The sequence below is a fragment of the Phytopseudomonas flavescens genome (genome assembly GCF_900100535.1).
In the GTDB taxonomy this organism is placed as follows: domain Bacteria; phylum Pseudomonadota; class Gammaproteobacteria; order Pseudomonadales; family Pseudomonadaceae; genus Aquipseudomonas; species Aquipseudomonas flavescens.
This window is the reverse complement of the sequence record NZ_FNDG01000023.1, coordinates 1-11,756: the sequence shown is the minus strand read 5'-3', so window position 1 is coordinate 11,756 and position 11,756 is coordinate 1. Positions and strand designations below refer to the sequence as shown.

At 62.9% G+C, this 11,756-nt stretch carries 10 protein-coding genes; 4 read left to right on the top strand and 6 right to left on the bottom strand.

Annotated elements, in window-relative coordinates; translation table 11 throughout:
- Nucleotides 1–6: 6 nt before the first annotated feature.
- The 6 genes from BLR94_RS22780 to ubiE are packed head-to-tail and all read right to left on the bottom strand — an operon-like array spanning nucleotide 7 to nucleotide 4,072.
- Nucleotides 7–273, bottom strand: coding sequence for a twin-arginine translocase TatA/TatE family subunit (locus tag BLR94_RS22780; protein ID WP_084308200.1), 267 nt, complete (start codon nucleotides 271–273; stop codon nucleotides 7–9).
- A 24-nt stretch (nucleotides 274–297) separates the two neighbouring features.
- A complete protein-coding gene (locus BLR94_RS22775; protein ID WP_084308199.1) occupies nucleotides 298–633 on the bottom strand; it encodes a phosphoribosyl-ATP diphosphatase in 336 nt (111 codons plus the stop codon).
- Nucleotides 626–1,027: a phosphoribosyl-AMP cyclohydrolase gene (gene hisI, locus BLR94_RS22770; RefSeq protein ID WP_084308198.1), complete on the bottom strand. Its 402-nt coding sequence runs from the start codon at nucleotides 1,025–1,027 to the stop codon at nucleotides 626–628. Before hisI ends, BLR94_RS22775 begins: the two co-directional genes overlap by 8 nt.
- Before the next feature lie 53 nt (nucleotides 1,028–1,080).
- Nucleotides 1,081–2,688, bottom strand: coding sequence for a ubiquinone biosynthesis regulatory protein kinase UbiB (gene ubiB / locus BLR94_RS22765; protein ID WP_084308197.1), 1,608 nt, complete (start codon nucleotides 2,686–2,688; stop codon nucleotides 1,081–1,083).
- Entirely contained in the window at nucleotides 2,685–3,302 is a 618-nt protein-coding gene (locus tag BLR94_RS22760) for a ubiquinone biosynthesis accessory factor UbiJ (RefSeq protein ID WP_084308196.1), read from the bottom strand. Before BLR94_RS22760 ends, ubiB begins: the two co-directional genes overlap by 4 nt.
- A complete protein-coding gene (gene ubiE, locus BLR94_RS22755; RefSeq protein ID WP_084308195.1) occupies nucleotides 3,302–4,072 on the bottom strand; it encodes a bifunctional demethylmenaquinone methyltransferase/2-methoxy-6-polyprenyl-1,4-benzoquinol methylase UbiE in 771 nt (256 codons plus the stop codon). Before ubiE ends, BLR94_RS22760 begins: the two co-directional genes overlap by 1 nt.
- Nucleotides 4,073–4,487: 415 nt before the next feature.
- Between ubiE and BLR94_RS22750 the strand changes: the two genes are divergently transcribed.
- From BLR94_RS22750 to BLR94_RS28070, 4 genes are all read left to right on the top strand, one after another.
- Nucleotides 4,488–4,766, top strand: a complete 279-nt coding sequence (locus tag BLR94_RS22750) for a polyhydroxyalkanoic acid system family protein (protein ID WP_084308194.1) — start codon at nucleotides 4,488–4,490, stop codon at nucleotides 4,764–4,766.
- Between the two features lie 372 nt (nucleotides 4,767–5,138).
- Complete coding sequence (locus BLR94_RS22745; protein WP_084308193.1) at nucleotides 5,139–7,280, top strand: type I secretion system permease/ATPase; 2,142 nt, start codon at nucleotides 5,139–5,141, stop codon at nucleotides 7,278–7,280.
- Between the two features lie 97 nt (nucleotides 7,281–7,377).
- Nucleotides 7,378–8,793, top strand: a complete 1,416-nt coding sequence (locus BLR94_RS22740) for an HlyD family type I secretion periplasmic adaptor subunit (protein WP_084308192.1) — start codon at nucleotides 7,378–7,380, stop codon at nucleotides 8,791–8,793.
- Between the two features lie 261 nt (nucleotides 8,794–9,054).
- Nucleotides 9,055–11,756 (top strand): calcium-binding protein (locus BLR94_RS28070; protein ID WP_139207494.1); only part of this gene is annotated, 2,702 nt, incomplete at its 3' end.

The window sequence follows — 11,756 nt, the reverse complement described above, 5'->3', positions numbered from 1 at the left end:
CTGGCCTCAATCCTTGCGCAGCGGTTCTTCGACCTTGCTGGCCTGGCCTTCCACGGTATGCGGCTGGTTCAGCGGCGCTTGCTGCTGATAAGGCTGCTGCGGCTGCTGGGCCTGAGGTTCGGCCGGCTTGCCGTCGTCTTCGTTCATCGCCTTGCGGAAACCCTTGATGGTCTCACCGACGTCGGAGCCGAGATTCTTGAGCTTCTTGGTGCCGAACACCAGCACCACGACGATAAGGATGACGACCCAGTGTTTCCAATCGAAAATGCCCATGCTGCATTGCCCTCGTCAGAGTCTTTATTGAGTGTCGCTTCGCGCGGCTTTTTCCGCATGCCCGGACAGGCCGAAACGACGATCCAGTTCGTCCAGCACCGCCTGTGGATGCTGATCCAGCGCGGCCAGCATGACCAGGCTGTGGAACCACAGGTCGGCGGTTTCATAGATCAGCTCGCTGCAGTCACCGCTGCTGGCGGCGTCCTTGGCGGCAAGAATGGTTTCCACCGACTCCTCGCCGACCTTCTCGAGGATCTTGTTCAGGCCCTTGTGGTACAGGCTGGCCACGTAGGAGCTGTCCGGCGCCGCGCCCTTGCGCGACTCCAGCACCTCGGCCAGGCGCTTGAGGGTATCAGTCATGGCGGTGTTCCGGTGCATAGATGGTGTGCGGATCTTTCAGGATGGCATCCACGGTCTTCCAGGCGCCATGCTCGAACACCCGGTAGAAGCAGCTTTCGCGACCGGTGTGGCAGGCGATACCGCCGAGCTGTTCGACCTTCAGCACGATGACGTCGGCGTCGCAGTCCAGGCGCAGCTCATGCAGCTTCTGCACGTGACCGGACTCCTCGCCCTTGCGCCATAGCTTGCCGCGCGAACGTGACCAATAGATGGCGCGTTGTTCGCTGGCGGTCAGGGCAAGGGCTTCACGGTTCATCCAGGCCATCATGAGGATGCGCCCGGTCTGGTGATCCTGGGCGATGGCCGGCACCAGGCCGTCGTCGTTCCAGTGGATTTCATCTAGCCAGTCGTTCATTGCTCTTCCGTCTTCTATCTGGTGCCAAGTGTGCCAGCCAGGGCGCAGGCTGGCTATCGGCGCAGGATCAGGTACAGACCGCTGGCGCTCATCAGCCAGGCCGGCCAGGCCAGGCTCGGTTCGCTCAGGCTGGCGACGCCCAGGGCCAGCACCACGCCGCCGCCGATCAGTGCCGCGCCGATCAGGCGCAGCGTCCAGCCGTCGCGCTCGCGCCATGGCGGCGGGGGATCGTTGGCATGGGGCTGGGCCATGCGCTCGAGCAGGCTGCGGGTCATGTTGGCCAGGTGCGGCACCTGCTCGACCTGGCTCTGCAAGTTGTGCAGCAGGTTGCGCGGGCTGACGCGCTGGCGCATCCAGCGCTCGAGGAATGGCTGTGCGGTCGTCCACAGGTCCAGGTCCGGGTATAGCTGGCGGCCCAGGCCTTCGATGTTGAGCAGGGTCTTCTGCAGCAGCACCAGTTGCGGCTGGATCTCCATGTTGAAGCGTCGCGCGGTCTGGAACAGGCGCATCAGCAGCAGGCCGAAGGAGATGTCCTTGAGCGGGCGCTCGAAGATCGGTTCGCACACGGTGCGGATCGCCGCTTCGAAATCGTTGACCTGGGTCTCCTGGGGCACCCAGCCGGAATCGATGTGCAGCTGCGCCACCTTGCGGTAGTCGCGCTTGAAGAAGGCCACCAGGTTGCGCGCCAGGTAGTCCTGATCCTCGGGGGTGAGGCTGCCGATGATGCCGCAGTCGATGGCGATGTACTGCGGGTTCCACGGCGTTCGCGTGCTGACGAAGATGTTGCCCGGGTGCATGTCGGCATGGAAGAAACTGTGGGTGAACACCTGGGTGAAGAAGATCTCCACGCCGCGTTCGGCCAGCAGTTTCATGTCGGTGCGCTGGTCGGCCAGGGTCGCCAGGTCGGTGACCTGGATGCCGTAGATGCGCTCCATGACCAGCACCTTGGGGCGGCACCAGTCCCAGTAGACCTGGGGCACGTAGAGCAGGTCAGAGCCCTCGAAGTTGCGCCGCAGCTGGCTGGCGTTGGCAGCCTCGCGCAGCAGGTCGAGTTCGTCGTAGATGGTCTTCTCGTAGTCGCTGACCACGTCCACCGGGTGCAGGCGGCGGGCTTCGGCGGAGGCGCGTTCGGCCAGCTTGGCGAGCAGGAACAGCCAGGCCATGTCGGCCTTGATCACCGGCTTGAGGCCCGGGCGGACCACCTTGACCACCACGTCCTCGCCGCTCTTCAGCTGCGCGGCGTGCACCTGGGCGACCGAGGCCGAGGCCAGGGGCTCGCTGTCGAAGCGGGCGAATGCCTGGCTGACCGGCACGCCCAGTTGCTCCTCGATCAGGGCGATCGACTTGGCCGGGTCGAACGGTGGTACGCGATCCTGCAGGTGGGTCAGCTCATCGGCGATATCCGGCGGCAGCAGGTCACGGCGAGTGGACAGCAACTGGCCGAACTTGATGAAGATCGGCCCCAGCTCTTCCAGTGCCAGGCGCAGGCGCTGGCCACGGTTGAGCGGCGACGCCTTGCGCGGCAGCCAGCGCCACGGCAGCAGGACGCGTGGCGCACGCAGCCAGAAGGGCAGCGGCAGGGCGAACAGCAGGTCATCCAGGCGGTAGCGAATGACCACGTAGAGGATGCGCAACAGACGACGAACGGCAAGCAGCTTCATGCGATGGGCTTATGGCGTTGGGCGAGGCGCTCGATGCGCGCGCCGAGACGGTCGAGGGAAAGTTTCAGGTCATCCAGTTCGGCGAAGCGTGCTTCAGCCTCGCGGCGGCCGACCAGGGTGCGGGATTCTTCGCTGAGGTAATCGGCCAGGCTCAGTTGCAGGCTGCGCAGGTTGTCCCGCGTCCAGCCCGTGCGGCTGCGCAGGTGGCCGGCCAGCAGCGGCGCGGCGACCGGGCCCAGCCAGCGCGACAGCTCGTATTCCCAGTCCAGCTCGAGGTCCTGCAGCACACCGGCCAGCTCCATCAACGCACCACTGTCGCCGTCGAGGTCGACCTGCGGCGTGTGCAGCACGGCCTGCTTGTCCTTGGCCAGCGCCAGGCGCAGCAGGGCGCTGGCGGGCGCGCGCAGGGTGCAGTCGACTGGCCCGGCCCATTGGCTGGCCAGGCGCAGGCCTTGGCCGTCGGCGAGGATGAACAGCTGGAATGCCGGTGCCCGCGATTCGACCGCGATCACCCGGCCATTGAGCCGGGCCAGGCGCGGCAGGGCGGTGCTGTCCAGCGCCAGCACGCGGTTGACACCGCGCTCGACGCCGGCGAGCAGGGCCAGGGTCAGCATCAGGGTTTGATACCGCGGTGCAGGGCGACGATGCCGCCGGTCATGTTGTGGTAGGTCACGCGGTCGAAGCCGGCATCGAGCATCATCGCCTTGAGGGTGTCCTGATCCGGGTGCATGCGGATCGACTCGGCCAGGTAGCGATAGCTCTCGGCGTCGTTGGTCACCAGCTTGCCCACCAGCGGCATGAAGTTGAACGAGTAGCTGTCGTAGACCTTGGACAGCAGGCTGCTCTTGGGTTTGGAGAACTCCAGCACCAGCAGGCGACCGCCGGGCTTGAGCACGCGCAGCATGGAGGCGATGGCGGCGTCCTTGTGGGTGACGTTGCGCAGGCCGAAGGCGATGGTCACGCAGTCGAAATGGTTGTCCGGGAACGGCAGCTTCTCGGCGTCGGCCTGGACGAAGGCGATATTGCCCGACACACCGCGGTCGAGCAGGCGGTCACGGCCGACCTTGAGCATCGAGGCGTTGATATCGGCCAGCACGACCTCGCCGGTTTCGCCGACCAGGCGCGAGAACTGCCGGGCCAGGTCGCCGGTACCGCCGGCGATGTCCAGCACGCGGTTGCCGCTGCGCACGCCGGACAGCTCGATGGTGAAACGCTTCCACAGGCGATGCATGCCACCGGAGAGCAGGTCGTTCATCAGGTCGTACTTGGCGGCCACCGAGTGGAACACTTCGGCGACCTTCTCCGCCTTCTGGCTTTCCGGGACGTCCTGGAAGCCGAAGTGGGTGGTGGGTTCGCTGCCGTCGTTCTTGCGCGGATCGTTCATGTCGCCCTTTCCTAAACCCGAGAGGCTGAAACTTCAGTGGCCGTCATTCTAAACCGAAAACCGCCGCGCAAGCTGCAAGCCCCGGCGCTGCGGATGGCAGGGGGCGCTTTCTTGTATAGTCACGCCCACCCAGGGTCTGTTGACGTTTCAGCGCAAGCCGCGTTGCCGCGAGAAATCTCGCCAGGCTAGGCGGAGGACGCCGGGAATGGCGTTCCCTTGCCAAGTCCTCCAACAACGCATGGCGAGATTTCCCGCGCAACCCGCAGGGCCGGGCCCGTTTTGCCGCGATGCTGCGTTTCTCGCCGGCTCATTTAGCCCGCTAAACTTCGCGGCTCGTGCCTTGCCTCGCGGTAAAACGGGCTCCGGCGCGGTCGTGCTGAAACGTCAACAGACCCTAGCAGACAGGAGAGCCTTGATGGCCAGAATCACCGTCGAACGTCCGCATAACCTGGGGCGCGAGGCCGCCCTCGACAAGGCCGAGCTACTGGCCGAGCGCCTGGCCCGGGAATACGACGTGCACTACCAGTGGCGCGGCGACACCCTGGAATTCAAGCGCAGTGGCGCCAATGGCCATATAGACGTGGGCGAGGAGCGCGTGTACCTGCAGCTCGATCTCGGCCTGCTGCTGTCGACCATGAGCGGCAAGATCAAGCGCGAAATCGAAGAGGTGCTGGACAAGAGCCTGAAGGCCTAGGGTTGGCGGGATACCGTCTTGCAAGATCGACGGGCCCTGCTGTAGGAGCCCCGCCCCCGGGGCGATGTGATGGTGGCCGTCCAGCTATCTCGCGGCATGGTTGCCATTCGCCGCGAGGTCGCAGCCCGTAGCCTGGGTTGAGCGCAGCGATACCCAGGTACTCTCTCCCGGGTGTCGCTGCGCTCGACCCGGGCTACAAACAGCCCCTGTATATTTCACGCACGCCTCTATCACGGGCCTTGCAGCGGTTCCCTGTTTCTCTTCGTTGTGTGATGTGCATCGAGCATTTGCCGATTGCACTGCCGCGCCGGAGGCGTAATATCCGCTGGCAATGGATGGCGCTTTGCCATTTCCTGTGCATGGATGCGATAGATGCTGAACGATTCAGCCGCCCCCGAGCCCGTGGATACCGGCCTGGCCTGCCTGGTCATGCTGGCGCGTTTCCACAACGTCGCCGCTTCTGCCGAACAACTCGCCCACGAATACGCCGAAGACGGCCGTCGCTTCGGCCGTGCCGAACTGCTGTTGGCGGCGCGCAAGCTGGGCCTCAAGGCCAAGTCCGCGCGCAGTTCCCTTGCCCGCCTGAGTCATACGCCGCTGCCGGCGATCGCCTCGGATCACGAAGGGCGTTTCTTCATCATCGCCCGCCTGGACGAGGGCAAGGCGCTGATCCACGACCCGCGCGCGCAGCGGCCCGAAGTGCTCGGGCTCGATGAGCTGCAGGCGCGCTGGACCGGCGAGCTGCTGCTGATCCGCTCCGAGGCCTCGCTGAGCGGCGAGCTGTCGAAGTTCGACTTCACCTGGTTCATCCCGGCCATCGTCAAGTACCGCAAGCTGCTCGGCGAAGTGCTGCTGGTGTCCTTCGTGCTGCAGATCTTCGCCCTGCTGACGCCGCTGTTCTTCCAGGTGGTGATGGACAAGGTGCTGGTGCACCGGGGCCTGACCACGCTGGATGTGATCGCCATCGGCCTGCTCGGCATCATGCTCTTCGAGACCCTGCTGTCGGGGCTGCGCAGCTATGTCTTCGCCCATACGGCCAGCCGTATCGACGTGGAGCTGGGCTCGCGCCTGTTCCGCCACCTGGTGACCCTGCCGTTGTCTTGGTTCCAGGCGCGCCGGGTCGGCGATTCGGTGGCGCGGGTGCGCGAGCTGGAAAACATCCGCAGCTTCCTCACCGGCAACGCCATCACCCTGCTGCTCGACGTGCTGTTCTCGGTGGTGTTCATCGCCGTGATGTTCCTGTACAGCGGCTGGCTGACCCTGGTGGTGATCCTGTCGCTGCCGCTGTACTTCATCATCTCGCTGCTGATCACCCCGCTGTTGCGTGCGCGCCTGAACGAAAGCTTCAGCCGCGGCGCGGAGAACCAGGCGTTCCTGGTGGAAACCGTCAACGGCATCGACACCCTCAAGTCCATGGCGGTGGAACCGCAGGTGGGCCGCAAGTGGGACAACCAGCTCGCCGGCTACGTGGCGGCGAGTTTCAAGACCCAGAACCTGTCCAACCTGGCCAACGAAAGCGTGGGGCTGGTCGGCAAGCTGGTCACCGTGGCCACCCTGTGGCTGGGCGCGCGGCTGGTGATCGAGGGGCAACTGAGCGTGGGCCAGCTGATCGCCTTCAACATGCTCGCCGGCCGCGTGTCGCAGCCGATCATGCGCCTGGCGCAACTGTGGACCCACTTCCAGCAGACCGGCGTCTCGGTGCAGCGCCTGGGCGACATCCTCAACAGCCGCACGGAAATGTCCCAGGCCTCGCGCAGCGCCTTGCCGCCGCTCAAGGGCGATGTCGAGTTCGACCAGGTGCAGTTCCGCTACCGCCCGGACGGCTCCGAAGTGCTGCGCGGCGTCAGCCTGACCATCCAGGCGGGCGAGGTGATCGGCGTGGTCGGGCGCTCCGGCTCCGGCAAGAGCACCCTGACCCGCCTGCTGCAGCGCCTCTACACCCCGGAGCGCGGACGGGTGCTGGTCGACGGCATGGACCTGGCGCTGGCCGACGTCTCCTCGCTGCGGCGGCAGATCGGCGTGGTGCTGCAGGACAACATGCTGTTCGCCCGCAGCATCCGCGAAAACATCGCCCTGAGCGACCCCGGTGCGCCCATCGAAGCGGTGATGCAGGCGGCCCGGATGGCCGGCGCCCACGAATTCATCCTCGAACTGCCGGAAGGCTACGACACCCTGGTCGGCGAGCACGGCGCCTCGCTCTCCGGCGGGCAGCGCCAGCGCATCGCCATTGCCCGCGCCCTGATCGGCAACCCGCGCATCCTGATCTTCGACGAAGCCACCAGCGCCCTGGACTACGAGTCCGAGCGGGTCATCCAGCAGAACATGCAGGCCATCTGCCAGGGCCGCACGGTGATCATCATCGCCCACCGGCTGTCCGCGGTGCGCGATGCCAACCGCATCCTGGTCATGGACCGCGGCCAGATCGTCGAGCAGGGCAGCCACGCCGAACTGCTCGCCCACCAGGCCGGGCACTACTCGCGCCTGCACCGCCTGCAGCAGGGGGATGTGGCATGAAGCGCCTCCCTATAAGCGCCCAACAGAGCCCCTCGCCCTCCGGGAGAGGGGTTGGGGAGAGGGCCGGCGGCACCGCGATAAGCCCAGGAAAACAACCATGAGCGCCCGCCGCGACCTGCTCGAGCGCTACCGCGGTGCCTGGCGCCACGCCTGGCGCAACCGCCGGGCCATGGACGCCCCGCCGCGCCTGAGCCATGAAGTGCAGTTCCTGCCCGCCGCCCTGGCGCTGCAGGAAAAACCGGTGCACCCGGCGCCGCGGCTCATCCAGTGGACGATCATGGCGTTCGCCGCGCTGGCCCTGCTGTGGGCCTGTGTCGGCGAAATCGACGTGGTCGCCACGGCCAGCGGCAAGATCGTCCCCAGCGGCAAGACCAAGGTCATCCAGCCCAATGAGGTGGCGGTGGTCAAGGCCATCCACGTGCACGACGGGCAGCCGGTCAAGGCCGGCGAACTGCTGGTCGAACTGGACGGGCAGATCACCACGGCCGATGTCGAGCGCCTGGCCAGCGAGCTGCTCGCCGCGCAGATCGACAGCGCCCGGGCGCGGTTATTGTTGCAAGCCATCGACCAGCAGGCCGAGCCCGGCCCGGTGGCCGAACTGATCCCCCAGGCCAGCGCGGCCCAGCAGCGCAGCGTGCAGCACTGGGTACAGGGGCAATACCTGGAACTGCGCGCCGCGTTGGCCCAGAGCGAGGCGCAGATCGAGCAGCGCGAAGCCGAACTGCGCTCGATCCGCACCACCATTGCAGCCCTGAACCAGACCCTGCCGATCACCCGGGAACTGGCAGCGGACTACCGGCGCCTGCTCGACAAGCACTACGTGGCCAAGCACGCCTACCTGGAAAAGGAACAGATCCGCCTGGACCAGGAGCGCGAACTGGCCCAGCAACAGGCGCGCATCGCCGAACTGAACGCAGCCCTCAAGGCGGCGCAGCAACAGCGCCAGGGCGTGCTGGCGCAAACGCGGCGGGCGATGCTCGACCTGCACAACGACGCCGAAGTGCGCGGCGCCAGCCTGGCCCAGGAACTGAAAAAGGCCGAGCAGCGCAACCGCCTGACCCGGCTCACCGCCCCGGTGGACGGCACCGTGCAGCAACTGGCGATCCACACCCAGGGTGGCGTGGTCACCGAGGCCCAGCCGCTGATGGCCATCGTGCCCAGCGACCAGCCGGTGGAAGTGGAAGCGCTGCTGGAAAACAAGGACATCGGCTTCGTGCGCGCGGGGCAGGCGGTGGAGGTCAAGGTCGAGACCTTCAACTTCACCAAATACGGCGTGGTGGACGGCACGGTGCTGAGCGTCTCCAACGACGCCATCGAAGACGAAAAGCTGGGCCTGGTCTACAGCGCGCGAATCCTGCTGGCGGACGACAGCATCGCCGTGGGCAGAGGGCGCATCGCCCTGTCACCGGGCATGGCGGTGCGCGCGGAAGTGAAGACCGACACGCGCAAGGTGATCGATTACTTCCTGAGCCCGCTGCAGCAGTACGTGGACGAAAGCTTAAAAGAACAGTAGTGATTATCGGCGTATTAAAGTAGATCAATCGTGTGGTGCTATTGATTTAATCCGCAAGTTAGGCATGTCTCTAGTGAGGGGTAAATGGATATAGTTATCTATTTTATATGGGAGGTTGCTTGCCACTACCTGGGTCTAGTTGCTTTAAAGGTTCTCACATTTGGAAAGTATAAAAGCAAGGAGGGGGCGCTTCAGTCAGTGGTTGGTGCTTTCTTTCTCTTTTCCATAGTTGTTATCATTTCACTGTTATGGGGGTGATCTATGTCTCTCGGTAAATTTCTATCGTCTATTGGTATTAATGGCATGGTTGGAGCGCCGCTGCTGTCCCTCAAGGGATGGGGAGGGCTTTTGTATTCGGAATCATTGGGCGGCTATCAGGATCCGAATTATATTGATGGGTATAGATATAATCCAGATGACGGTGGCTGGTATCAAAGTCCGCCAGCGCCTGACTATGGGCAGTATGGATGGCTTGAGCCTGCAAACCCGGATAAGAAGTTGCATCTGGATTTTTATCGTGATCTACGAATTCAGCATAATTCCCTCGAGGGGTTGGATGGCCCAAGTCTATCTTGGATGCAAGAGTTTAAAGATTTGTATAATAGAGTATATGGATCTATTTCGGGAGGCGTGAATACTAATTTTGATTTGGCTCTTAAAACAGCTTCCCCAATTGTTCTGGATCTCGACGGCGACGGTATCGAAACCTTCGGTGCCAACGGCCAGGTACTTTTTGACCACGATGGCGACGGACACAGGGACGGTTCCGGCTGGGTCAAGTCCGACGATGGCCTGCTGGTTCTGGATCGCAATGGCAATGGCACCATCGACAGCGGTCTCGAGCTGTTTGGCGAAAACACCCTGCTGGCCGATGGCAGCAAGGCGGCCGATGGTTTCGCGGCCATGCAGGCGGTCGATGAAAATGCTGATGGTCGGCTGGATGCCAGCGATGCCGTCTGGGCCGACCTGCGGGTCTGGCGCGACCTGAACGGCGACGGCATCAGCCAGGGCGGTGAACTGTTCACCTTGGAAGAGCTGGGTATCAAGAGTATCGGCACCGGTTCCGACGGCAAGCGTCAGAACCTGGGCAACAACAACCATATCGATGGCTTCGGCACCTTCGAGTGGGATGAGAGTCGTGGCGGTGGTACGGGTGTCAGTGGTGACGTTTATTTTGAAGATAACCCGTTCTATCGTGAGTTTGGCGACGCCATCGAAATTCCAGCCGAACTGGCCGGCCTTGCCAATATGCAAGGTTCTGGGGCGGTGCGTGACCTTCGTGAAGCGGCAGCGACCAGTGATTCACTGCGGGAAGCGCTCGCGACCTATTCCCAGGCTGGCTCTCGAATTGAACAGCAGGCCTTGCTGGGTGGGTTGATTCATGCCTGGGCAGGTAGCGCGAACTTCCGTATGTTTGATGAGCGTGTTGAGGATCTGGGTAAAGGAAAAGCCTATGATGTCGAGTTTGCCTATTCATGGGATATCAAGACCCGTATTACCGATCTGGTCGGTGGCTCGAGTGGTTCCGGGAGTAATAGCGATACGATAACCGGTATCCCGATAAACTCAAGCACAGACTCCACGCCGTCGGCGACACAACTAAAAAATAAAGAACTGTTGGAGATGGTTCGAGTTCTTGAGGTTTTCAACAACCAGAACTTTTTTGAGTTCCAATCGACAACGCAGAACGAGAGGACTGGTATCGTTCTCGCCACCTACAAAGCCGGAGCGCAAAGCCGGTCAGGGGGCGGAGGCATCATTCTCGGTGGCACGGTCTACCTGACCGAAGAGGATTTCAGTTTTGGCCCTCAGCAGGAAGCCAATATCAGAAAGGCCTACCAGGCATTGCTGGATTCCGTCTATGACGGATTGCTTTTGCAAACTCGCCTCAAACCCTATATGGACGCGGTTTCCATATCCTTGGGGCAAACTGGTGTAAGCCTGGACTTCAGTGGCGCTCTGGAAGCATTGACCGAGGTGCATGCCAGCGATCCGGTCAAGGCCATTGTCGATATGTCCGAATTTGCATCGTCAGTAGCTGGCAGTCGAGGCTGGGCGACAAACGATATTTCCGTTCTTGGCGAGTGGGCACGCCAGTTGAGCACCTCCCAACTCGAAGCGCTTCGATTGCAATTGGGTTCCGACCAGAAGGTCATTATCGATACCGCGGCCGGTACTACCCTTCAGGGAGGAGGGCGTCCTGACTTCCTGTTCGGGGAAGCGGGTAACGATACGTTGTACGGAAATGCCGGTGCGGACTTTCTTGATGGTGGAGAAGGGAATGATCGCTTATATGGTGGGGACGGAAACGACATCCTTTACGGAGTCGCTGGTAACGATACCCTGAACGGCGAGGTTGGCAACGATATCCTCGACGGTGGTGCCGGCAACGATGCGCTGAGTGGTGGCGCTGGCAGCGACACCTATCGCTTCAGCCGTGGCTGGGGCCAGGATACGATCAACAACTACGACACCGGCAGCGACAAGGTGGACGCCATCGTCTTCGCCGAGGGCATTGCGCCGGACGATATCGTCGTCACTCGTTCGAGTACCAACCTAATCCTGAGCCTGAAGGACAGTACTGACCGTATCTCTGTCAGTAACTACTTCAACGCCGATGGCACCAGTGCCTACAGGTTGGAGGAAATCCGTTTCGCCGATGGCACCACCTGGAACATCGACCAGGTCAAGGTGATGGCGTTGCAAAGCACGGACGGTAACGACAACCTCACTGGCTATGCGACGAACGACTCACTGATCGGCGGCCTGGGTAACGACACCCTCTATGGTCAGGCTGGCGATGATGTGCTCGATGGCGGTGCTGGCAACGATTATCTCTACGGTGAAAATGGCGACGACACGCTGATCGGTGGTGTGGGTAACGACTACCTCTCAGGCGGTAACGGCCATGATCTGCTGTTGGGCGGTGAAGGTAATGACAGCCTGTATGGCGGAGCCGGCAA

Bases quoted from the DNA above. Each gene is read 5' to 3' on its own strand.
- ubiB (WP_084308197.1), bottom strand. From the start codon at position 2,688: ATGAAGCTGCTTGCCGTTCGTCGTCTGTTGCGCATCCTCTACGTGGTC.
- BLR94_RS22760 (WP_084308196.1), bottom strand. From the start codon at position 3,302: ATGCTGACCCTGGCCCTGCTCGCCGGCGTCGAGCGCGGTGTCAACCGC.
- BLR94_RS22780 (WP_084308200.1), bottom strand. From the start codon at position 273: ATGGGCATTTTCGATTGGAAACACTGGGTCGTCATCCTTATCGTCGTG.
- BLR94_RS22740 (WP_084308192.1), top strand. From the start codon at position 7,378: ATGAGCGCCCGCCGCGACCTGCTCGAGCGCTACCGCGGTGCCTGGCGC.
- BLR94_RS22745 (WP_084308193.1), top strand. From the start codon at position 5,139: ATGCTGAACGATTCAGCCGCCCCCGAGCCCGTGGATACCGGCCTGGCC.
- BLR94_RS22775 (WP_084308199.1), bottom strand. From the start codon at position 633: ATGACTGATACCCTCAAGCGCCTGGCCGAGGTGCTGGAGTCGCGCAAG.
- ubiE (WP_084308195.1), bottom strand. From the start codon at position 4,072: ATGAACGATCCGCGCAAGAACGACGGCAGCGAACCCACCACCCACTTC.
- BLR94_RS22750 (WP_084308194.1), top strand. From the start codon at position 4,488: ATGGCCAGAATCACCGTCGAACGTCCGCATAACCTGGGGCGCGAGGCC.
- hisI (WP_084308198.1), bottom strand. From the start codon at position 1,027: ATGAACGACTGGCTAGATGAAATCCACTGGAACGACGACGGCCTGGTG.